22 protein-coding genes, 2 tRNA genes and 1 pseudogene are annotated in these 21,619 nt (G+C 68.4%); 15 read left to right on the forward strand and 10 right to left on the reverse strand.

Annotated elements, in window-relative coordinates; all coding sequences use genetic code 11:
• Positions 1 to 152: 152 nt before the first annotated feature.
• The 5 genes from MST3598_RS12980 to galU all read right to left on the reverse strand — a co-directional run bounded on the left by MST3598_RS12980 (position 153) and on the right by galU (position 3,615).
• On the reverse strand, positions 153 to 866 hold the full coding sequence (locus tag MST3598_RS12980) for a GntR family transcriptional regulator (RefSeq protein WP_036271657.1): 714 nt from the start codon (positions 864 to 866) through the stop codon (positions 153 to 155).
• Positions 867 to 1,009: 143 nt separating this feature from the next.
• Positions 1,010 to 1,082 (reverse strand) — tRNA-Ala (locus tag MST3598_RS12985).
• Between the two features lie 52 nt (positions 1,083 to 1,134).
• Complete coding sequence (locus tag MST3598_RS12990; protein WP_096359600.1) at positions 1,135 to 1,980, reverse strand: hypothetical protein; 846 nt, start codon at positions 1,978 to 1,980, stop codon at positions 1,135 to 1,137.
• A gap of 92 nt (positions 1,981 to 2,072) precedes the next feature.
• Complete coding sequence (locus MST3598_RS12995) at positions 2,073 to 2,684, reverse strand: GNAT family N-acetyltransferase (protein ID WP_021199986.1); 612 nt, start codon at positions 2,682 to 2,684, stop codon at positions 2,073 to 2,075.
• A 43-nt stretch (positions 2,685 to 2,727) separates the two neighbouring features.
• On the reverse strand, positions 2,728 to 3,615 hold the full coding sequence (gene galU / locus MST3598_RS13000; protein WP_029258649.1) for a UTP--glucose-1-phosphate uridylyltransferase GalU: 888 nt from the start codon (positions 3,613 to 3,615) through the stop codon (positions 2,728 to 2,730).
• A 41-nt stretch (positions 3,616 to 3,656) separates the two neighbouring features.
• Between galU and MST3598_RS13005 the strand changes: the two genes are divergently transcribed.
• Genes MST3598_RS13005 through mscL form a run of 3 tightly spaced genes read left to right on the forward strand, consistent with a single transcriptional unit; the run spans position 3,657 to position 4,987 of the window.
• A complete protein-coding gene (locus MST3598_RS13005; RefSeq protein ID WP_021199988.1) occupies positions 3,657 to 4,253 on the forward strand; it encodes a 5-formyltetrahydrofolate cyclo-ligase in 597 nt (198 codons plus the stop codon).
• Between the two features lie 14 nt (positions 4,254 to 4,267).
• On the forward strand, positions 4,268 to 4,540 hold the full coding sequence (locus MST3598_RS13010) for an FmdB family zinc ribbon protein (protein ID WP_021199989.1): 273 nt from the start codon (positions 4,268 to 4,270) through the stop codon (positions 4,538 to 4,540).
• A gap of 24 nt (positions 4,541 to 4,564) precedes the next feature.
• Positions 4,565 to 4,987, forward strand: a complete 423-nt coding sequence (gene mscL, locus MST3598_RS13015; protein ID WP_021199990.1) for a large conductance mechanosensitive channel protein MscL — start codon at positions 4,565 to 4,567, stop codon at positions 4,985 to 4,987.
• A 136-nt stretch (positions 4,988 to 5,123) separates the two neighbouring features.
• On the opposite strand, the gene MST3598_RS13020 is transcribed toward mscL, so the two are convergent.
• Both MST3598_RS13020 and MST3598_RS13025 read right to left on the reverse strand, forming a co-directional pair.
• Positions 5,124 to 5,327, reverse strand: a complete 204-nt coding sequence (locus MST3598_RS13020) for a hypothetical protein (RefSeq protein ID WP_029258650.1) — start codon at positions 5,325 to 5,327, stop codon at positions 5,124 to 5,126.
• Positions 5,320 to 8,988 carry an ATP-binding protein gene (locus MST3598_RS13025; RefSeq protein WP_029258651.1) on the reverse strand — a complete coding sequence of 1,223 codons (3,669 nt, stop codon included), beginning with the start codon at positions 8,986 to 8,988 and terminating at the stop codon, positions 5,320 to 5,322. Before MST3598_RS13025 ends, MST3598_RS13020 begins: the two co-directional genes overlap by 8 nt.
• A 239-nt stretch (positions 8,989 to 9,227) precedes the next feature.
• Here MST3598_RS13025 and MST3598_RS13030 point away from each other — a divergent pair, with 239 nt between their 5' ends.
• The 3 genes from MST3598_RS13030 (at position 9,228) to MST3598_RS13040 (ending at position 11,208) form a co-directional block, all read left to right on the forward strand.
• Positions 9,228 to 9,740 (forward strand): methylated-DNA--[protein]-cysteine S-methyltransferase, encoded by a 513-nt coding sequence (locus MST3598_RS13030; RefSeq protein WP_021199993.1) that lies wholly within the window; start codon positions 9,228 to 9,230, stop codon positions 9,738 to 9,740.
• A gap of 168 nt (positions 9,741 to 9,908) precedes the next feature.
• Complete coding sequence (locus MST3598_RS13035; protein WP_029258652.1) at positions 9,909 to 10,766, forward strand: LuxR C-terminal-related transcriptional regulator; 858 nt, start codon at positions 9,909 to 9,911, stop codon at positions 10,764 to 10,766.
• Positions 10,767 to 10,863: 97 nt separating this feature from the next.
• Positions 10,864 to 11,208 (forward strand): histone-like nucleoid-structuring protein Lsr2, encoded by a 345-nt coding sequence (locus MST3598_RS13040; protein ID WP_029258653.1) that lies wholly within the window; start codon positions 10,864 to 10,866, stop codon positions 11,206 to 11,208.
• A 45-nt stretch (positions 11,209 to 11,253) separates the two neighbouring features.
• Here the strand turns inward: MST3598_RS13040 and MST3598_RS13045 are convergent, their stop codons facing one another.
• Positions 11,254 to 11,901: a MarR family winged helix-turn-helix transcriptional regulator gene (locus MST3598_RS13045; RefSeq protein ID WP_081860086.1), complete on the reverse strand. Its 648-nt coding sequence runs from the start codon at positions 11,899 to 11,901 to the stop codon at positions 11,254 to 11,256.
• Between the two features lie 88 nt (positions 11,902 to 11,989).
• On the opposite strand from MST3598_RS13045, the gene idi reads away from it, so the two are divergent.
• From idi to MST3598_RS13090, 9 genes and pseudogenes are all read left to right on the forward strand, one after another.
• Positions 11,990 to 12,511 carry an isopentenyl-diphosphate Delta-isomerase gene (gene idi, locus MST3598_RS13050; RefSeq protein ID WP_029258655.1) on the forward strand — a complete coding sequence of 174 codons (522 nt, stop codon included), beginning with the start codon at positions 11,990 to 11,992 and terminating at the stop codon, positions 12,509 to 12,511.
• A gap of 3 nt (positions 12,512 to 12,514) precedes the next feature.
• Positions 12,515 to 13,594 (forward strand): polyprenyl synthetase family protein, encoded by a 1,080-nt coding sequence (locus MST3598_RS13055; protein ID WP_029258656.1) that lies wholly within the window; start codon positions 12,515 to 12,517, stop codon positions 13,592 to 13,594.
• A complete protein-coding gene (locus tag MST3598_RS13060; RefSeq protein ID WP_029258657.1) occupies positions 13,591 to 14,499 on the forward strand; it encodes a phytoene/squalene synthase family protein in 909 nt (302 codons plus the stop codon). The genes MST3598_RS13055 and MST3598_RS13060 overlap by 4 nt, the downstream gene beginning before the upstream one ends.
• Positions 14,421 to 16,097, forward strand: a pseudogene (gene crtI, locus MST3598_RS13065) (phytoene desaturase family protein); the annotation flags it as partial. The gene MST3598_RS13060 and the pseudogene crtI, both read left to right, overlap by 79 nt.
• Positions 16,097 to 16,444 (forward strand): lycopene cyclase domain-containing protein, encoded by a 348-nt coding sequence (locus MST3598_RS13070; RefSeq protein ID WP_029258659.1) that lies wholly within the window; start codon positions 16,097 to 16,099, stop codon positions 16,442 to 16,444. The pseudogene crtI and the gene MST3598_RS13070, both read left to right, overlap by 1 nt.
• Entirely contained in the window at positions 16,441 to 16,785 is a 345-nt protein-coding gene (locus tag MST3598_RS13075; protein ID WP_021200002.1) for a lycopene cyclase domain-containing protein, read from the forward strand. The genes MST3598_RS13070 and MST3598_RS13075 overlap by 4 nt, the downstream gene beginning before the upstream one ends.
• On the forward strand, positions 16,782 to 17,675 hold the full coding sequence (locus MST3598_RS13080; protein ID WP_029258660.1) for a prenyltransferase: 894 nt from the start codon (positions 16,782 to 16,784) through the stop codon (positions 17,673 to 17,675). The genes MST3598_RS13075 and MST3598_RS13080 overlap by 4 nt, the downstream gene beginning before the upstream one ends.
• Before the next feature lie 27 nt (positions 17,676 to 17,702).
• Positions 17,703 to 19,889: an MMPL family transporter gene (locus tag MST3598_RS13085; RefSeq protein ID WP_029258661.1), complete on the forward strand. Its 2,187-nt coding sequence runs from the start codon at positions 17,703 to 17,705 to the stop codon at positions 19,887 to 19,889.
• Between the two features lie 40 nt (positions 19,890 to 19,929).
• Positions 19,930 to 20,002: transfer RNA gene (locus MST3598_RS13090), tRNA-Arg, on the forward strand.
• Between the two features lie 46 nt (positions 20,003 to 20,048).
• Here MST3598_RS13090 and MST3598_RS13095 read toward each other — a convergent pair.
• Both MST3598_RS13095 and MST3598_RS13100 read right to left on the reverse strand, forming a co-directional pair.
• Positions 20,049 to 20,546, reverse strand: a complete 498-nt coding sequence (locus MST3598_RS13095; RefSeq protein WP_029258662.1) for an HNH endonuclease — start codon at positions 20,544 to 20,546, stop codon at positions 20,049 to 20,051.
• A 309-nt stretch (positions 20,547 to 20,855) separates the two neighbouring features.
• A complete protein-coding gene (locus MST3598_RS13100) occupies positions 20,856 to 21,602 on the reverse strand; it encodes a M23 family metallopeptidase (RefSeq protein WP_036271506.1) in 747 nt (248 codons plus the stop codon).
• Positions 21,603 to 21,619: the final 17 nt, after the last annotated feature.

Genomic DNA, 21,619 nt, shown 5'->3' on the forward strand with positions numbered 1-21,619 from the left:
CGACCGCCGCAAGATGACGCCGGGGTGAACACCGGCCGACGCAGACGTGTCATCGGCCGCCCGCGCGGCGATCCGGGCGACCCGGTGCGCACAGTGGGCGCAGTCGCGCGACCCGTTCAGTCTTCGCCGGGGAGCGCGGTCGCGCGACCCGTTCAGTCCTCGCCGGGGAGCGCGGCCGCTCCGAAGGCCTGCGCTTCGAAGGAGATCGTGTGCGGAACGTAGCGATCCTCGGCGCATTCGACGGGTCGGCCGTTCGAGGCGAAAGTCTCGCGTCGCACCTGCAGGAGCGGACTGGATCTGCGCACTCCGAGCAGACGCGCATCCTCAGTCGCCGCAGCCACCGCTTCGATCCGATGGTTTCCCGACGAGACCACGATCCCGGCGTCTGCGAGCACCCGCGTCGTGGAGACCACGTCATCCGGAAGACCTGCGACGTGCGGAACCACCCAGGGCGCCCATGTCGAGCGCTCCACCATCACGGGGCGCTGGTCGAGTGTCCGCACACGGGTGAAGGTCAGGACGTCTGCGTCCGTGCGGATCCCGAGCAGTCGCGCTTCTCGCGCCGTGGCCTTCCGCGTCGTGCGGGCCACGATGCGTCCACCGGGGCTGCGCCCGCGGCCACGCACCCACTGGGTGAACGAGCGCATCCGGTCGAACCCCTGCGGCTGGCTGGGTTGCACGAACCACCCGGAGCCCCGGTGCGACTCGACCAGGCCCTGGCGCGCCAGGGTGGCGAGCACGGTGCGGATCGTCCGTCGAGAGACCCCGTGGAGGGCGGCCAGCTCCATCTCGCTGGGAAGCCCTGCTCCCCCAGCGTAGGTTCCGTCGAGGATCTGCCCGCGCAGACGGGCCAGCACCTCACTCATCGGAACGCATGCGAGCGCATCACGGCGTTGTGGAGCGGAACGCTCCCGGGTTGCGACGGCACAGCTCACTCTAACGCCCATGCGCCGGCACCCCGGAGATGACTGAAGCCCCCGGGCATGTGCCTGGGGGCTTCAGTGTCCGGTGGACCTAAGGGGATTCGAACCCCTGACCTCCTCGATGCGAACGAGGCGCGCTACCAACTGCGCCATAGGCCCTTGAACGACATCTACGCTATCACGACGGAGAAGCTGTTCGCGCCGCGAGCGGTCATCCGGCGGCGCGGCGCGAGAGCAGCTCGCGCACGTGCGCCTCGATCTCGGCGTCGTCGACGAAGCCCATCCGTGCGTACGGCGACGAGGCCGCGGGCAGCGCCACCGGCGCCTCGGGGGCCATCTGCTCCGCACGCTCGCGCAGGGCGGCGACGCGCGCGGCCTTGCGACGCTGTTCCTGTGCCTCCATCTGGGCCTGCGCAGCCTGCGCACGAGACCCGGGCACCGACACGAGCGGCTCCGGCAGCGGACGCGGTGTCCACGTCGCCCGCCCCTGGTCGTGCAGCTCGGGGGCGACGCGCGGGGCGGTCGGCGTGGCCACCACGTGCGTGGCGCGTGCGACTCGACCGGCGACAGCGGCCATGCGCTGCAGGGCGATGCCGGCGACGACGACGGCGGCGCCACCGATCCACAGCAGCGCCGAGCTCCCGGCAGCCAGGAGCTGCCACACACCGAGGCCGGCGATGACGAGTCCGACGAGGAGGGTGCTGGTCGCGGCGACACGGACACGTCGACGTGCCCGTGCCCGTCGGATCACGGGATCGGCCCTGGTCGCCGCGAGTTGCTCACGAAGGGACTCGAGTTCGGCAGCCTCACGTTCGGACTGCACCCGCTTGGCCAGCTTCTGCTGGGCCAGCGCGGTGCGCGCGTTCAACTCGAAGCGCACTTCACCGGGAGTCTCGCTCGTCTCGGCAAGCACACGCAGGGCCTGGTTCAGCCGCACCGCGTTGCGTTCAGCGGCGTTGTATTGGAATCGCCCCCGCCAGGATGGCAGCAGATAGAGCATCCAGAGCAGCACGGCGACGAGCACGATCACTCCCCCGCTCAGCACCGGCCCGTCCATACCGACAACGCTAAGGGCTGGAAGCTGGCTGGGCCGTACAGTAAGGCGCGTGTCGCGGCGTGTCCGTCCGGATCAGGACCAGATGACCCTTTTCACTGCGAGATGCGGTCGGAGGGGGGCACCGTTGCGGCGTCAGGCGGCACCTGACCGCTGAGCCAGCGTGCGAGCACCCCTTGCGGCACATCTTCCTTCGTCAGGGCGAACGCATAGTGGTCGCGCCAGTCGCCGTCGATATGGATGTAACGACGACGCAGCCCCTCGTACCGGAACCCCAGCTTCTGCACGATGCGCAGACTCGCCGCGTTCTCCGGCCGGATGCAGATCTCCATGCGGTGCAGTCCGTACTCCGTGAAGCACGCGTCCGTGGCCATCGCCACCGCAGTCGGAGTGATCCCCCGGCCGGCGAACCGCTCGCTCACCCAGTACCCGATCGTGGCCGAGCACAGCGAGCCGCGGGACACTCCCCACACGTTGAGCTGTCCCGCGACCTCGCCGTCGTACTCCATGACGAACGGATAGCCCGAGCCGTCACGATATTGCTGGAGCAGGCGTCGGATACTGAGCCTCATGTCGAACGACACCGAGCCGTAGGGGACGGTCGCCTCCCACGGCTGGAGCCACGACCTGTTGGCGAGCAGTTCATGCTGCAGCGGTCGCGCATCCTTCGCACGGACGAGCCGCAGTTCTATGGGTCCGTGTCGCATTCCCGTCGCCAGATCCATGCCGCACCGACGCCCGCAGAGTCGCCTAGAGGCGTTCCGCGAACTCCTTGAGCCAGGGACGCAGCTCGGGCCCGAGGTCATCGCGGTCCGCGGCGAGCTGCACGATCGCCTTGATGTAGTCGACGCGGTCGCCGGTGTCGTAACGGCGTCCGCCGAAGATGACGCCGACCACGCCGGGGCCGTCGGGATCGGTCGCGAGCACCTGCAGCGCGTCGGTGAGCTGGATCTCTCCGCCCTTGCCCGGCTCGGTGTGCTCGAGGATGTCGAAAACCGACGCCGGGAGCACGTAGCGGCCGATGATGGCCAGGTTGGACGGAGCGTCTTCCTGCGCGGGCTTCTCGACGAGACCGGTCACCCGGACGGCGTCGGACCCCTCGAGCGGCTCGACGGCGGCCGCACCGTACATGTGGATGTTCGCGGGGTCGACCTCCATGAGCGCGATCACGGCCGCGCCCGAACGCTCATGCTCGGCGATCATCTCGGTGAGGAGCGGGTCGCGCTCGTCGATGAGGTCGTCTCCGAGGAGCACGGCGAAAGAGCTGTCGCCGACGTGGGTGCGCGCACGCAGGACCGCGTGACCGAGCCCCTTCGGCTCGCCCTGGCGGACGAAGTGGATGTCAGCGAGATCGCTCGACTTCATCACGCGCTCGAGACGACCGGTATCGCCCTTCTCCATGAGCTTCACCTCGAGCTCCGGCACGGAGTCGAAGTGGTTGGAGATGGCGTTCTTGTTACGGCCGATGATGACGAGGATGTCGTCGATACCGGCGTTCGCCGCCTCTTCGACGACGTATTGGATCGCCGGCTTGTCGACGACGGGCAGCATCTCTTTGGGCATCGCCTTCGTCGCAGGGAGGAATCGCGTCCCCAGGCCTGCGGCGGGAATGACGGCTTTGATCTTGTGGTCAGCCATCTTGCCAGCCTAGTGGTGAGCGCCGACGTAGACTCGGAGCCATGTCGAACGACGTCGAACATGCGAAGCGTGCACTCCGCGCCGAACTCCGCGAACGACGCCAGCTCCTCTCCGACACGCAGCGCGACGCCGCGGCCACGGCCATCGGCGAACGCCTCGACGCCCTGATCGACGAGCTCGGCGCCCGCTCCATCTCGTGCTTCCTGTCCACCACCACCGAGCCGGGCACCCGTGAATTCGTGACCAGGGCCGTGCGGCGCGGCATCCGCGTGCTCCTCCCCGTCACTCGCGCCGATGGGCTGCTGGACTGGGCCGTGGCGACCGACGACGACGAGGTCAGCGAGGGGCTGTTCGGTCTGCCCGAGCCCACGGGCGAGGTGCTGGGCCCGATCGCCGTCAACGACGTCGACCTCATGATCGTCCCCGCTGCCGCTGTCGATCGCACCGGGATGCGCATGGGCTGGGGGCGCGGCTACTTCGACAAGACCATCGGCTCGATGGAGAAGTGCCCGCCCGTCTATGCCGTGATCTATGATTCCGAGGTACTCGACGAACTTCCGCGCGAGGTGCACGACCAGCCCGTGGATGGCGTCGTGACCCCGTCGCAGACCCTCACCCTGTCGCCGCGGCGACGCTGATCGCAAGGACCCCCATGCCCACCTACGCCTATGCCTGCACCTCGTGCGGACACAAGTTCGACGCCGTGCAGAGCTTCGCCGACGACGCTCTCACCGTGTGCCCCGAATGCGGTGGCGCGTTGCGCAAGCAGTACGGCTCGATCGGCGTGACCTTCAACGGCTCCGGCTTCTATCGCACGGACTCGCGCGCCAAATCCGGTGGATCGAAGGATGGTTCGGCATCATCGAAGACGGAATCGACGACGAGCGCCAAACCGGCGGCTGCGTCGACTCCGGCCTCTTCCTGAGGCCCCGATCTGTTGGGGGATCCCATGCTCAAAGGTTTCAAGGACTTCCTGCTCCGCGGCAACGTCATCGACCTGGCCGTCGCTGTCGTCATCGGTACGGCTTTCACCGCGATCGTCACGGCCGTCGTGAACAGCATCATCAACCCGCTCATCGCGCTCTTCCTGAAGGCGGATGCCGCCGGTCAGTTCGGCATCCCCGTGACGAACATCTACGGCGAGACCGTCACGTTCCCCATCGGCGAGCTGATCTCGGCGATCATCAGCTTCCTCGCCGTCGCCGCCGTCGTCTACTTCGTCTTCGTGCTGCCGATGAACACGTTCAAGGCCCGCGTCGAGGCCCGCAAGGGCACTCCGGCCGAGGAGCCCGAGGAGGAGCCGGCCGCCTCGACCGAGTCCGAGCTGCTCGTCGAGATCCGCGACCTGCTCAAGGCACAGCGCGGAGCCTGACCGCCTCCGCTCGCACCCGAGACGCACGGTCCTCTTCGGAGGGCCGTGCGTCTCTGGTTCCGTTGCCCGGACGACCGGACACGGCGTTCAGCGACAGCACTGCCCCGTCATCCGGCGACTCCGTTCTTCCGGCGCCTCAGTAGTGCGGCGGCACATCCTGGATCAGCTGGTCGTCGTTCGGCCCCTTGGCGCCCTTCGGCCGCGACCGCGGAGGCACTTCGGCGGGGCCGGACTCCGGTGCCGGGTCGCTCCCCGGCACCGGGGTCAGGCGGGCACGCCGTGAACCGGTGACCCGCACCACGCGCTGGCGCGGCGTCGGGGTGTCGGACTCGTCAGTCATCGCGGGTGTCGGCGATGTCGATCGGCTGCGTGTCGTTCTCCGCACGCGGCGTCGACTCCGAGATGCCGAGAACCGCGGCGATCCGCGTCGCGGCGGTCACGGGGTCGCTGTAGAGATCGAAGGCGTGCACACGCACATAGTGCCAGCCCAGGCGACGTAGCACGTGTGGTCGCAACCGCAGTGTCTCCCGCAGAGACTCGCCCCGTGTCTCCGGGTCGGACTCGATCACGACCGCCTTGCCACCGTGCTGGGCCACCAGCGGCAGCAATCCGCGATAGTCGACGTCCACCGAGGCGCCCAGACGCCGTAGCTCCCGCGCGAGGGCGAGGGTGAGAGGATCGGCGAGGTCTTCCAGGCGCGCGTCTCGGCTGCGGGCGGCCAGTCCGCCGAGGATCGACATCAGCGTCGCCGCTCCATGCTCCAGGCGTCCGTCGTCGAAGGAGGAGGGACGGATCGAGGAGACGAGCACCATCGAGCGGCGCGCGCGCGTCATCCCGACAGTGAGGAGTCGCTCTCCGTCGGGAGTGGAGAGATCGCCGAAGTCGCTCAGCACCCGACCGTGCTTGGTGAGTCCGAAGCCGAGCGAGAAGATGACGCGGTCACGGCTCTCGGCGACCGACTCCTCGAGCGTCAGCACCGCGAACGGCTCGACCGTGTCGCGTCCGACGAAGTCCGCGACGTCGGAGCGCCCGGCGAACGCCGAGGTGACGGCGGCGCGTACGCGCTCGGCATGGCGCGCGCTCGCGGTCACGACCATGAGCGATTCGGCAGGACGATGCACGGCGTGCTCGACCACGAGCGTCACGACCCTCGCCACTTCGGCGTCCGGACTCTCGACGGCGCCGGAGATCGGGTCCGGTGTTCCCGTGCCGCCCTCCACGTAGTCGACCGTGAGGCTTCCGCGACCGAGATACGAGCCCGCCCAGGGAAGCGACACGATCTCGCCGCCGTAGAAGGCATCGTTGATGAGCTCCGCGAGGTCTTCGCCGCCCGCACGGTAGCTGCGGGTGAGCGTCATCACCGGCAGGAGCTCGGAGAGCCGCTCGAAGGCCGAGACGTCGTCGAACGGCACCTCGGCCTCCCACGACTCCTCCGGGTCCACCGCGATGCGGAACGGCGTGGGACGCTGCGTCACCGGGTCGCCGAACGCGACGATCTGGCGCGCGCGCCGGATCGCCGGGGCGGCCTCTGCGAGGTTGATCGCTGCGGCATCGACCAGGATCACCGTGTCGAACTCCACCGAGTCCGGAATCTCCGGCACCAGGTACGGCGACGAGATCCAGACCGGGGCGAGCACGTCGACGAGGGTGGGCGCGGCGCTGACGACCTGCGCGGTCGTGGTCGCCGACTGCGTCAGCGCACGGCGCAGGTGCTGCGACTGCTGCGGCTCGTCGACGATCGCGATCCGCCACTGGTTGGCCAGCTGCCAGGCGAGCAGCGGTCCGGCCATGGCGGCGTGCGCCTCATCGACCAGCCGGAAGTCGCGTTCGAGCCGATCGACGACTGCGGTGTTCGCGCCGAGGAGGGCGCGGTTGTCCTGCAACGCGCGCTCGAGGAGGGACTGCCACCACGCGAACTCGAGTTCTTCCCCCACCTGGGATTCGGAGACATGGCGCACGGAGAGCTCGGCGAGCAGGGGCTCCAGCCCGAGCAGAGCGAGTCGGTCGCGCAGCTGGGCGCGTTCGACGAGGTTCTCGAAGACATCGGACTTGGCGGCCAGTCCCGCGAGCGTGCGCACGAGTCGCGCCACCGGGAGCGACGCCAACGGCTCGCGTCGTCCGAGTGCGGCGTCGAGCTCGGCGAGCTCGGCCTCCACCCGCTGCCAGGCCACGTACACGTCGGCGAGACCGAGGGGGATCTCGGGCGCGACGCCCGCCTCGACGCACCGCTGCCACTGCGTGCGCTGCGCCTGGATGCGCAACAGCGCCTCGTGCATCTCCGTGACGTGCACGCCCGGACGGACGTACTCCTTCGCGAGACGCCGCAGCCGACGTCTGTTCGCCCCGGACAGCCCCGGCGCGTCGCGGCGCGAACCGTGGGCCTGGATGAGCTCGCCCAGCGGCCGCTCGAACACCGTCGGGCTGAATCGGTCCAGCGAGTCGCGGATCCCCTGCAGCAGACGCAGGTACTCACCCAGTTCGTCGATGGTCGAGAACGGCCGCATGTGGGTCTGGGCGATCAGCTCGTAGCCGCGCTCGAGAACGGCGGGAACGCTGTTCGCGTGCAGTCGACCGGCGAGCTCGTGGGCGGCACGAGCGGCCTCGGTGCTGGAGAAGGTGACGCCGTACCACGGCGAGTCGTTCGGGCCGAAGCGGAACTCGCCGAGACGGGCCGCCTGGGCGAGCGCCTCGGCGGCCTCGGTGCGATCGGCGGCGAGTCGACGCAGGGCATCGGGGCCGAGTCGGGCAGTGGTCGACGGCGGCACGGGCAGCGACGCCAGCCGTGTCAGCTGACGGGTGGCGTCGAGCACCGAGGCGTCCAGTCCGGCGACGGGTGCGCTGAGCGCCTGACGGTAGTCGCGCAGGACGGTCCGCAGACGCACGAGTGCATCGTCGACCTCGCTGACCTTGGGCGCCGTGGCCTTCTCATTGCGTCCGATGGCCCTGACCAGATCGCGCCGCACGCTCGCCGGCGAGATCGCCAGGCTGTCGAGGCCGATCCCGGCGAGTCGGTGACGCACCCCGTCCAAGGTGGAGCGCCGCGCGGAGACGACGAGCACGCGCTTGCCGCCGCGCACCAGTTCACCCAGCGCGTTGATCACGGTCTGGGTCCCCCCGGTTCCGGGAAGGGTCGCGACGGTGAGGGAATGCCCTGCCGCGATACGGGCCAGCACTGCTTCCTGCTCCGCGTCCGCATCCAGGAGGAGGTTGTCCGAGGCCGGTGCGCGATCATCCGGGCCGATGTGATGCGGGATAGCTCGCGGAGCGGTGACGCGCTCGCGGTCTCCCACGTGACCGGCCAGGGCGTTCAGCACCGGATGATCGAGGCTGCCCCCGTCGCGGGACATCAGTCCTGACACATCGGCGAACGTCGAGACCACCAGACGCGGTTCGACCGAGAACGTGTCGATCGAACGCGTCATCGCGCGCAGACTGTCGATCACGGGTTGCGGCTTGAAGATGCCGCCGTCGTAGGCCAACGCGGCGAGCGCGGTGGCATCGATCGTGAGGCCGAAGTGGTCGCGAGCGATCCGCACGAGTTCGGGATTCACCTCGAAGGTGCCCTGCAGCTTCAACTCGAAATCGGAGTGGTGGCGGCGGATCGCCAACGGACGCAGCAGTACGGGGGCCGCGAAACCCGCTCCCCCGATGCGCCACCGGGCGACTCCGACGGCGAGGTGCACGGCTTCGATCCCGCGGACGGTACGGAGCTCGGTGTTCTTCGCGGTGATGCGCTCCGCGGCGAGTCGAGCGGTCCGCAGCCCGACCTCGTCGCGGAAGAGATTCGAGAGGAGAGTCGACTTGCCGGTGATGAACTGCGGCAAGCTCCCCGGGTGCGCCTTGGAGATGTCGATGCCCGACTCCGGGCTGTCACGGAAGCTCACGAGCGGCGAAGGGCCACCGAGATCGGCTGCCTCGGCCCTCAGACGCGTCCGCTCGGCCTCTGCGGCGTGTGCGATGTCGAGGCCTGTCGTGGTTCCGTGCAGATCGCTGATCGACACAGCAGCATCCACCGCTGTGTCGTCCGCAGACTTGTCTTCACGTCGCCACACACTGACACCCTAGGCGTGCGACCTGCGGAGACGGGGTATCCCAGGCGGGTTTCCGCCGAATTTCCGGCGATTCTGCGCTACGTAGGGGGTGGCGCACTTCTCCTGCCCGATGTGAACCCGGGTCGCGTTCTCCACTCGGAACGTCAAGCATGCGGTTCCGCGTCGAGCCGAGCGGACAGGATGGGGGCATGACGTTCCGCTACGACTTCGCCCCGACGCCGTTCGGGGATGCTCTCGCGGTGTTCTCCGACGAGGGCATCGTGCGATTCGACCTCTCCGAGTCCGAAGACCCGCGCGTGCCCTGGCTGCTCGAAGGCGTGTCCCATCAGTTGAGAGCAGTGCCAGAGCCCGACCCCGGAGCCGCCGACGAACTCGCTCATCTCCTGTCCGACTACTTCGACGGCGAGCCGGTGCGTTTCGACAGGCACATCCGCCTCGACTGGCGGCTCGTCGACGGGTTCGCCCTCGCCGCGCTGCAGACCATCTGCAGCATCGAGTGGGGCCAGACCATGAGCTACGGGGAGGTGGCGATCCTCGCGGGTCACCCCGGGGCTGCGCGCGCCGTCGGCACCGCGTGCCGCATCACCCCCTTCTCGATCATCGTGCCGGTGCATCGGGTGGTGCGCTCCGACGGCAGCGCAGGGCAGTACGGAGCGCACCCCGAGCGCAAGCGGTTCCTGCTCGACCTCGAGGCGCACTGAGGTCGGCAGGCCACGTCGTGGACCCGGCGAGTAGGCCGCCGGGTCCACACGCTTCCCCTGGGAGCCGATGGATCCGACGCCGTCCGCGACGACGACGGTGACGATGACACGGGTGATATCGTCGACGCTACGAAACGGGGAACAGCGTCACCCCGGAAGTAGGTAGTCGTGTCCTCACCCGTCACCCGCGAATCCGAGGCGGATCTCGTCGCGAACGCCGTGCGCGAGCTCGCCAGGCGGACGCGCTTCCCCGTCGCGTTCGGCGGTCTCATCGAAGAAGGCGTCGTGAGCGTCACGAGCATCGTCGGTGCGCGCACGCGGTCGCTGGACGGGCTCCGGGTGCGACCCGAGCGCGGGCTCGGCGGGCGGGCCATGATGGAGCTCCGCCCCCGGATGACGAGCGACTACGGGTCGTCACAGCAGATCACGCACGACTACGACGTGTTCGTCCTCGGCGAGGGCCTGCGCACCCTCCTCGCGCTGCCGATCGTGGTCCACGGCCGTTCCCGCGGAGTGCTGTACGCCGGCGGATGGGATGAGGAGCGGGTAGGCGGTGTGACCACGGCACCCGCCATGCAGGTCGCGCAGGCCGTCGCCGATGAGCTGCGCATCCGCGACGAGGTGCAGCGCCGTCTGCAGGAGACCACGCGCGGCGACGAGGTCGTGGCGCCGGCACAGCGCGAGGAGCTGAGGCAGAGCTTCGCAGAGCTGCGGAGCATCGCCGCCTCCGTGGAAGACGCGGATGTCCGCGACCGGATCGCGCAGGTCGAACGACGACTCATGACCCTCGCCGGTGACGTCGCATCACCCGCGACGAGCCCCATCCCCACCGTCCACCTGTCTCCGCGAGAGACCGATGTCCTCGCATGCGCGGCTCTCGGTTCGACGAATGCCGAGATCGCCGCGCAGCTCGGTCTGCGCGAGGGGACCGTCAAGGCCTACCTCGGCACGGCGATGTCGAAACTCGACGCCTCGACTCGTCATGCCGCCGTGGCGAGGGCTCGCCGCGCCGGACTTCTCCCCTGACCACACAGAATTGATTTATTGCGTATTGCGCGTCACATTACCGCGGCTCGCTATTCGCAACTTGTCGCATTTCCTCGGAGCGAGTAAAGTCGCGATCATGGCGAGAAGAATTGTGCATCAGCTGGTCGACGACATCGATGGCAGCGTCCTGGAAGTGGGCGAAGGCGAGACGGTGCATTTCTCGCTCAACGGCACGGCATACGAGATCGATCTGAATGCCGCGCATGCGGATGAATTGCGTTCGGCGTTGGCGCCTTATGTGGCAGCAGGCCGAAAGGCCGGCTCGTCGAATTCTCCGCGCGCGACATCGACTCGCAAGCGACCTGCACGAAACCCTGAGGTCGCGGCCATCCGCGCGTGGGCGAACGAGAACGGACACAAGCTCTCCGAGCGTGGCCGCATTCCCGCGCAGATCGTCGACGCGTACAACGCGGCGCACTGATCGCAGACCGAGATCGTCGAGTTCCCCTGCTGAAGCGGGGGAACTTTACGCCCCTTCTTGCACCCAGGCTTCGTCGCGGAGCGTGATCTCCTCCGTCATATCCGTGAGGAATCGGATCACGGTTTCCCTTTCAGCGGGAGTGAGACGGGCGGCAGAATAGAAGCGCTTCGCCTGCTGACGACCGACCGTCTCCATGGCTGCATGTCGCGTCTCCGCGGTGATGGTGATCTCCAGTGCCCTGCGGTCGGTGGGGTGAGGGGCACGCGTGATGTGGCCTCCCTGCTCCAGACGATCGAGGAGCTTCGTGGTCGCCGCAGTCGAGACACCGAGGTGGTGCGCGATTCCCCCCGGCGTCGCCACCAGGTTCCGGTTCGCGCACACGATCAGATAGTGCAACGCACGCATGTCCGTCTCATTCAGACGCATGTATCGACGTGACGCCTGGGACAGCGCCTGCTCGGCTTCGCGCAGTCCGGCGAGCGACTCCATCACCCGGGCGATCTGCTTCAACTCCTCCGGCGGAACACCGCTGCGATCGATCAGGACGCTGCGGGGATCACTTGCCTCGACGTCGTAGATCGCCGAGTGGACGAGCCCGTCAGGCGTATCCGCGGACGTTCGCGATCCGCCGTCGCCGACGGGGAGCGAATCCTGCGCGCCCGCGTGCGGGCTGGTGCCGGGCTCCGTGGTCATGCGATCATGTTACACACCAACAGTTTCATGCTAAGTTGACTACTCACCAAGTTAGCTAAATATGAACGCTCGAGATCTGGGAGATGCCATGGACGACGTGACCCTCCTCGCCGAAGACGGGACAGCTCTCGGCACGCTCCCGAAGAGCGAAGTCCACACGAGAGACACTCCCCTGCATCTCGCCTTCTCCTGCTATGTCCTCGACAGGGAGGGGCGGCTGCTCCTCACTCGTCGAGCGCTCGCGAAGAAGACGTGGCCGGGCGTCTGGACGAACAGCTTCTGCGGTCATCCACGACCGGACGAGACGATGGACGAGGCCGTGCGCCGACATGGCGTCGGCGAGCTCGGCATCCACCTCACCGAGATCCGCATGGCACTCCCCGACTACCGCTATCGCGCGGTGGATGCGAGTGGCATCGTCGAGAACGAGATCTGCCCCGTGCACGTCACGATCCTCGACGGCGACCCGGCCGCCAATCCCGATGAGGTGTCGGAATGGATCTGGGTCGAAGTCGATTCGCTGATCGAGGCTGTCACGCATGCACCCTTCGCGTTCAGCCCCTGGCTCGTGGAGCAGCTGCCGCAGCTGCGACAACTCGGCGAGGTGTGACGCATGAGCGTGACGACGACCGAGGAATCGCTCGCGACGCGGATCGAGGAGGCGCTGCGTCATCGATTCTCCGAGAGGAGCGCCGCCGCAGAGCGGTACGGGAACGAGTTCGTGGGGCTGTGGCGGGCCGCGGAGGAGCACGCCCTCGGCGGAAAGCTCATCCGCCCCCGGCTCCTCCTGGATCTGACGCACGCGTTGGCCCCCGCTCCCCTGACCGCCGATGAGACGCGCACGGCCATCGATGTCGCAGCCCATGTCGAGCTTCTCCACTTCGCCTTCCTGCTGCACGACGATGTCATCGACGGCGATCTGATGCGACGACGGCGTCCCAATCTGATCGGTGCGCTCGTCGCCGAGCACGCGGCGCGACCGACCGAAGCCGCCCTGCACTGGGCCCGATCGAGCGCGATCCTGCTCGGAGACCTGCTCCTGTCTTCGGCGGTGCTGGGCTTCGCCCGAGCGGACGTCATGCCCGAAGCCCGCGATCGTCTGCTCGGCCTGCTCGAACAGACCATCTTCGAGACGGTGGCCGGCGAGCACGCCGACGTCGCCCTCAGCGACGGCATCATCGCCCCCGATCTGCGCACGATCCTCTCCACGAGCGCGTACAAGACGTCGACATACTCCTTCGTGCTCCCGCTGCGCGCTGCGGCGGTCCTCGCCGCCTCGTCGGCTGCGACCGAGGAGTATCTCGCCATGATCGGGTTGCACCTCGGCCTCGCCTATCAGCTGCAGGATGACCTGCTCTCCGTGTTCGGAGACCCGGAAGAGCACGGCAAGGACCCGTTCTCGGATCTACGCGAAGGCAAGGAGACCGCGATCATCGCCTACGCCCGCATGACGAGCCAGTGGGACGACATCGAACTGCACTTCGGAAGACCGGATCTCAGCCCGACCGACGGTGCCGCTGCCCGTGATCGACTGCGCGAATGCGGCTCGGAGACCTTCGTCCGAGGCCTGGTGCAGGAGCATCTCGATGCCACGGACGCCGCACTCCTCGAAGCGGAAGCCGATGGTCTGCCCCCGGCGGCCGGACAGGTACTGCGCACCCTCGCCTCCCGAGTCGGAAGTCGCAGCCGATGAACGCGGACGCGGCCGATCGTCGGGACAGCACCGCCCTCCGGCGCTTCAACCGCACGGCGGAGATCGCGACGACCGATGTCATCCGCAGCTATTCGACGTCGTTCGGACTCGCGACCCGTCTTCTCGGACGCCGTCATCGCCAGCACGTCCGAAACATCTATGCGATGGTGCGCATCGCCGATGAGATCGTCGACGGCGTCGCCGCCGAAGCTGGTCTGGACGTGACCGCGCAATCCGCCGCGCTCGACTCCTACATCGCGGAGACGCATCGTTCGATGCGCAGCGGCTACAGCAGCGATCTTATCCTGCATGCGTTCGCGCGGACCGCGCGCGAGTGCGGGATCGGCGAGGACCTGACGCAGCCGTTCTTCGACTCGATGCGCGCAGACATCGACGAAGACGCCGGCTTCGCCGCCTATGACGTCGAAGCCCACGCGGCGTACGTCTACGGCTCCGCCGAAGTCGTCGGTCTCATGTGCCTGCGGGTGTTCCTCCGGGATACCGAACGTGCGCCCGAAGACCTCGCGACGCTGCGGCACGGCGCCCGTCAGCTCGGTGCGGCCTTCCAGAACGTGAACTTCCTGCGCGACCTCGCCGATGACACCGACCGCCTGCACCGCGGCTACCTCGGCGGCGCTGCGCGTCTGACCGATGCCGACCGGGACGCATGGGTGCAGACCGTGTTCCGGCAACTGGCCGACGCGCGTGACGCTATCCCCCTGCTGCCGAAGGACGCCCGCGCGGCGGTGCGCAGCGCCCTGGCTCTGTTCGCCGCTCTGACCCGCCGTGTGGCGCAGACCCCCGCCGACGTCCTCTACCGGCGCCGGGTACGCGTTCCGGATCCGATCAAAGCCGCTCTCGCCGCGCGGTCCGTGCTCGTCACAGCGATGGAGCGGGACCGATGAGCCGGGTTGTGGTGATCGGTGCCGGAGTCGCCGGTCTCGCGACCGCGGGACTGCTCGCCCGGGACGGGCACGAGGTCGTGATCCTCGAGAAGAACGATCGCGTCGGCGGCCGCGCCGGGACGATCGAACGTGACGGCTTCCGTTTCGACTCCGGGCCGTCCTGGTATCTGATGCCCGAGGTCTTCGACCACTTCTTCGAGATGATGGGCACCACGACCGATGCGCAGCTCGATCTCATCCCCCTCGATCCGGGATACCGGGTGTTCCGCGACCCGGATGCGGTCGGTGGCGGATCCGGTCCCGTGACCGTCCCCGCAGGACGCGATCAGGTCACTGGACTCTTCGAAGCGCTGGAGCCCGGCTCCACGGCGACGCTGGACGCCTACCTCGACTCCGCGCAGCATGCCGGAGCGATGGCGCAGAAGTACTTCCTCTACAACCCCTTCACGCGCATGCGTTCGCTCCTCGCCCCCGAGGTCCTCCGAGCACTGCCGCGCCTCTCCGCCCTGCTCGGAACACGCCTGCAGTCCTTCGCGGCCCGGCGCTTCACGCACCCCGTGGTCCGACAGATCCTGGGCTATCCCGCGGTGTTCCTCGGCACCGACCCGCGAAGCGCGCCGGCGATGTACCACCTGATGAGCGCCCTCGATCTCGACCAGGGAGTCAGCTATCCGCAGGGCGGCTTCTGGCGGGTGATCGAGCGGATCGAGGCGCTGGCGCGCGATGCGGGGGTCCGCATCGAGACCGGGGCGGAGGTCACCGGAATCCGCACCCAGGACGGCGGCGACGGTACCCACGTGACCGGCGTGGGCTGGGTCGACGCCTCCGGCTCCACGCACACGGAGAGCGCCGATGTGGTGGTCTCGGCGGCCGATCTGCACCACACCGAGACGGCGCTGCTTCCCCCCTCGCTGCAGACCTACCCCGAGTCGTGGTGGGCACGGCGCACCAGCGGACCGGGCGGCATCCTCGTGATGCTCGGGGTTCGCGGCACACTCCCCGAGCTGCCACACCACTCCCTGTTCTTCACCGACGACTGGGACGCGAACTTCGACGCGATCTTCGGTGCCACGCCGACCGTTCCCGAGCCGGCATCGATCTACGTGTGCCGGCCGAGCGCAACGGATCCCGACGTGGCCCCTGCCGGCAGCGAGAACCTGTTCGTGCTGATCCCGGTCCCGGCGGACGTCGATCTCGGACACGGCGGACCCGACGGAGCGGGATCGCCCGAGATCGAGCGCGCCGCGGATGCGGCAATCGATCAGATCTCGGCGTGGGCGGGGATCCCCGACCTCCGCGAACGCATCGTCGTGCGCGAGACGACCGGTCCCGCAGACTTCCGCGACGACTATCACTCCTGGCGCGGAGGAATGCTGGGGCCGGCGCACATCCTCTCGCAGAGCGCGATGTTCCGCGCGCAGAACACTTCTCGGCGCGTGCAGGGCCTCTTCTACGCCGGGGCCACCACCGCGCCCGGCGTCGGTGTCCCGATGTGCCTGATCAGTGCGGAGATCGTCCTCAAGCGCGTCCGCGGCGACCACTCCCCCGGCCCGCTCCCCGTTCCCGGCTCTTCCGCTGCCATGACGGAGGCGCCCTGATGGGCGTCGTGTATCTGGCGGCCCTCCTCCTGTCGCTGAGCTGCATGCTGCTGCTGGATTGGCGGTTCCGCCTCTTCTTCTGGCGCGACGCGGTGTCGGCCGCGGTCGTCACGGCCGTCGGCCTCGTCTTCTTCGTGCTCTGGGACGTGGCGGGCATCGCCAACGGGATCTTCTTCCGGGGCGAGGGCGCGATCGCGTCGGGTCTGCTCCTGGCCCCCGAGCTTCCCATCGAGGAACCCGTGTTCCTGGTGTTCCTCGTGGTGTGCACCATGGTGATCTACACCGGATCCGCCCGGGTCATCTCCCGACGCCGAGCGCGGCGGCGCGACGAGGCGGAGGCATCATGACCTACCTCCAGCTCTCCGCCTGCTTCGTGGCTGTCGCCACGTTGGGCGGAATCGGGCTCGCGCTCGCCTCCCGCACGCGCGGCCCGCGCCCGCTCGCCGTGCTGCTGACCGTGGTCGTGCTGTTCGTGCTCACCGCGGCGTTCGATACCGCGATGATCGCGAGCGGCCTGTTCCACTATGCGCAGGACCCGCTGCTCGGCGTGCACGTCGGCCTGGCTCCGATCGAGGACTTCGCCTATCCGCTCGCGGGGGCGCTGCTCCTCCCGGCCCTGTGGACCGCGATGCGTGCCCGGCGGCGGGCGCACGATCGTCGACCGATCGATGAGGAGACTTCACGATGAGCACCGCCGCAGCTCCGCCGAGCAGCATCGGACGAGACATCGCCCAGATCATCCTGTCGTCGCGTCCGATCAGCTGGATCAACACCGCCTTCCCCTTCGCCGCCGCCTACCTCCTCAGCACCCGCGAGATCGATCTGACATTCGTGATCGGCACGCTGTACTTCCTGATCCCCTACAACCTCGCGATGTACGGGATCAACGATGTCTTCGACTACGCCTCCGATCTGGCGAACCCGCGCAAGGGCGGCATCGAAGGGGCTCTCCTCGCCCCTCGCATCCATCGAGCGACGCTGTGGACGGCCGCGGCGACCAACATCCCTTTCCTGGTCTACCTCGTCGTGGTGGGAAACCCGGCGTCGTGGCTCTGGCTGACGGTCAGCGTGTTCGCGGTCATCGCCTACTCCGCGCCTGTCCTCCGATTCAAGGAGCGCCCGTTCCTGGATTCCGTCACCTCCAGTACGCACTTCGTGAGCCCCGCCATCGTCGGGCTCGCCCTGGCCGAGGCGCCCGTGACCGTCGGCGCGGCGATCACGCTCGGCGCCTTCTTCCTGTGGGGCATGGCCGCCCACGCCTTCGGAGCCGTGCAGGACATCGGCCCTGACCGGGAAGCCGGGATCTCGTCGATCGCGACGGTCATCGGCGCACGCGCGACGGTGCGACTGTCGGTGTCGCTGTGGGTGATCGCGGGGGCGGCGATGCTGCTGACCCCCTGGCCGGGCACGCTCGCCGCCGCCCTCGCGCTGCCCTACATCGTCAACGCGGCGCCGTGGTGGAACGTGACCGACGAGACCTCCGCCTCCACGAACCGCGCCTGGCGACGTTTCATCGCCCTGAACTACTTCGCCGGCTTCCTCGCGACGATGATCCTCATCGTCGCCTGGATCTCCTGACCCCCAGCTCCGCCCGAAAGGAACCCGATGTCCCGCCCCGATGCCACGCCGACCCCGTCCGCGAGGGAGCGTTCACGACGACACTCCTGGGTGCGGATCTTCCTCCCCGTGGCGCTGATCCTCGTCTGGCTGGTGGGTGCCTCACTCGGAGGGCCCCTGTTCGGCAAGGTCGACGAGGTGTCCTCCAACGAGCAGACGACCTACCTCCCCGAATCGGCGGATGCCACCCAGGTGCAGAAGCTTCTCGGGGAGTTCAACGACAGCGACTCCATCCCGGCGATCGCCGTGTTCACGTCCGACGACGCGCTCACGGCGTCGGAGATCGACGCGATCTCCGACGCCGTCGCGAATGCGCCGAAGGTGGAAGGCGTCGGCGACGAGGTCTCTCCGGCGCTCCCCTCCGATGACGGGCAGGCGGTGCAGGCGTTCATCCCGATCGACGCCGATGCCGAGCTCGCGGACGTGACGACGGCTCTCGGCGAGGAACTGCGCGACGCGGTCCCCGACGGGGTCACCGTGTACATCACAGGACCCGCCGGCTTCAGCGCCGACCTGGTGGCCGGTTTCGCCGGCATCGACGGGCTGCTCCTCGGCGTCGCCCTCCTCGCGGTCCTCGTCATTCTGGTGCTGGTCTACCGATCGTTCCTCCTGCCACTCGTCGTGCTGTCGACGAGCCTGTTCGCCCTCTGCGTCGCTCTGCTCGTGGTGTGGTGGCTGGCGAAGTTCGAGGTGCTGCTGCTCAGCGGTCAGACACAGGGGATCCTCTTCATCCTCGTGATCGGCGCCGCCACCGATTACGCGCTGCTGTTCGTCGCGCGTTTCCGAGAGGAACTGCGCATCGCGCAGGACAAGGGAACGGCGGTCATGGCGGCATGGAAGGGCTCGGTCGAACCGATCGTCGCGTCGGGCGGCACCGTGATCGCCGGACTCCTCTGTCTGCTGCTCAGCGATCTGAAGTCGAACAGCACCCTGGGGCCGGTCGCGGCGATCGGCATCGTGTTCGCGATGCTCTCGGCTCTCACCCTGTTGCCCTCGCTACTGCTGCTCTTCGGCCGCGCGGTGTTCTGGCCGCGGCGCCCCCGCTTCGAACCGGAGGTCGTCGCCGCCGAGCACGGCATGCGCACGACGGGCCTGTGGGCACGTCTCGCCGGCCTCATCAAGCGCCGCCCACGGGTGATCTGGATCGTGACGACGCTCGTGCTCCTGGCCGGGGCGGCGGGCATCACCCAGCTCGACGCCGATGGCGTGCCGCAGTCCGACCTGGTGCTCGGCGCGTCGGAGGCCCGTGACGGACAGGTCGCGCTCGGCGAGCACTTCCCCGGTGGATCCGGAAGCCCCGTCTACGTGGTGGTGAAGGAGGATCGGCTGCAGGATGCGGCTGACGTCCTGCTCGCGAACGACGGTGTCGACGGGGTCTCCGTGACGGCCGCCGATTCGCCCAGCGGCAGCGCCCCCGTCACCGAGGACGGCATCTCGGCGATCGGAGCACCCGGCACGCCCGCACCCGAGCCGACGACGGTCGACGGAGAGGTGCTCCTGCAGGGCACCCTGACCGATGCCGCCGACTCCGCCGCCGCCGCGTCGACCGTGCGCGAGCTGCGTGGCGAACTCGACGGCATGGGCGCGCTCGTGGGCGGTGTCACGGCCACGTCGATCGACACGAACGATGCATCGATCCACGACCGGAACCTCATCATCCCGGTGATCCTCGTGGTGATCATGTTCATCCTGATGCTGCTGCTGCGGTCGATCCTCGCACCGGTGCTGCTGATCCTCACGACGGTGCTGTCCTTCGGCACGGCGATGGGGGTCTCCGCCCTCGTCTTCAACGGGATCTTCGCGTTCCCTGGCGCCGACCCCGCGGTTCCGCTCTTCGGGTTCGTGTTCCTCGTCGCGCTCGGCATCGACTACAACATCTTCCTCATGACGCGCGTCCGTGAGGAATCGAAGGCGCACGGGACGCGGGAGGGCATCCTGCGTGGGCTCTCGATCACGGGCGGGGTGATCACCTCGGCGGGTCTCGTCCTCGCCGCGACCTTCGCCGCACTGTCGGTGATCCCGATCCTCTTCCTCGTGCAGCTGGCCTTCATCGTGGCCTTCGGCGTGCTCCTCGACACCTTCGTCGTCCGCTCGCTGCTGGTTCCCGCCCTGACCTACGACATCGGCAAGGCCATCTGGTGGCCGTCGAAGCTGTGGCGGCGCGGAGAGGGCTGAGACGTGGCGGCGTGCATCCGGTCGCTTAGACTGGGTGCACGCCCTCGTAGCTCAGGGGATAGAGCAGCCCTCTCCTAAAGGGCAGGTCGCAGGTTCGAATCCTGTCGCGGGCACGACGTCGAAGAGGGGCCATCCGAAGGGTGGCCCCTCTTCGACGTCTCAGGCGGCGAGCGCCAGGTAGGGCTCCCACCGTGGATCGCTGCGTTCGGTCCCCCGCACCGTCCAGGCGGTGCCGTGCGGAGGACGCGGAGTGAAGCGCAACTGCCAGCGCATCTCCTGCGGTGTGCGATCGCTCTTGACGTTGTTGCAGCGGAGGCAGCAGGCGACGAGGTTCTCCCAGGAGTCCGCTCCCCCGCGCGAACGCGGCAGCACGTGATCGATCGTCGACGCCGCCTTGCCGCAGTAACCGCAGCGGTGGTTGTCGCGGCGCAGCACACCGCGACGCGTGACCGGCACGCGCCTGCTCGTCGGAACCCGCACATAACGCGCCAGGATGATGACCGCCGGGCGATCGTAGACGCCGTGGGTGCCCCAGACGGGGTCTTCCTCCACGCGTTCGATCACGGTCGCCTTGTCGTTCATCACCAGCACCAGGGCTCGTTTGAACGACACGATCGCGAGCGGTTCGTATCCGGCATTCAGGACCAGTGTGCGCATTCGTCATCCTCTCGATCCGCCGGGACGGCTTCCCGGCACTCTCGACTCACACGAGGTCGTGCAGGAGGCAGATCGAACGCGGGGACGAAAAAAGGCGCCGTCTAAAGACAGCGCCTTTCGCGCACGGCAACGCCGTGGCATCCCTGCGGGCTATGCAGAAGGACGTGACGACCGAGGGCATCCATGGTTCGGATGGTCGGTATTCGCTCCATCAGCCTCTCCCACCTGTACGACAACGGGATCAGGCTAACCCATCCCCCTGGGTGCAGGGCGAAACGGCGGATGAATGGAAGGAGGCGTGTCCGGAAATCAGCCGGCGTTGACGGAGAGCCAGGACATCGGCTCGACGAGTCCGCCGTTGATCCAGACCTCGAAGTGGAGGTGGTTCGCGGTCGAGCGACCGGTGCTGCCGACGTAGCCGATCAGCTGTCCGGCGGAGACCGTCTGGCCGACCTGTACCTGACGCGAACCGTAGAGCATGTGGCCGTACGTGGTCTGCAGACGCTGACCACCCACGACGCTGTCGAGCATCACGGCCACGCCGTAGCCGCCGATGCTCTCGGCGGAGGCGCGGACCACACCGGCGGCAGCCGCATAGATCGGGGTGCCGGCCGGGGCGAGCATGTCGGCACCGTTGTGCCCACCGCCCACGGTACGGCTGACGTTCCACGATCCCATCGGAAGCGGATAGCGCACCTCACCCGATCCCGGCGACGTGAGCGCGTAGCCCGCGGTGTTGAAGCGGGAGGAAGTCGATGCGGTGGAAGCGGCAGCGGCAGCGGCACGGGCGGCAGCAGCCTCTTCTGCCTTCTTCTTCGCGATCTCCTCGGGAGTCGTCGCACTGAACGTGCCGCGAGCGAGCGGCGCCGCGGTGGCCTGGGAGGCGACGACGAGCGACTGTGCGTCGACGGCAGCAAGCTGCTGCACGGTCGTCGGCGCAGCCTCGCTCGGCTTCGACGAGGCGAAAGCGGGCAGGGCGATGCCGGCGACGAGTGCGCCGACGGCCCCGAAGATGGCGATGGATCGGAGTGGCTTGACGGCCTTGCGAGCACTCACCCTCGCGCCGGTGCGGC

The organism is Microbacterium sp. TPU 3598 (assembly GCF_002356155.1).
In the GTDB taxonomy this organism is placed as follows: Bacteria; Actinomycetota; Actinomycetes; order Actinomycetales; family Microbacteriaceae; genus Microbacterium; species Microbacterium maritypicum_A.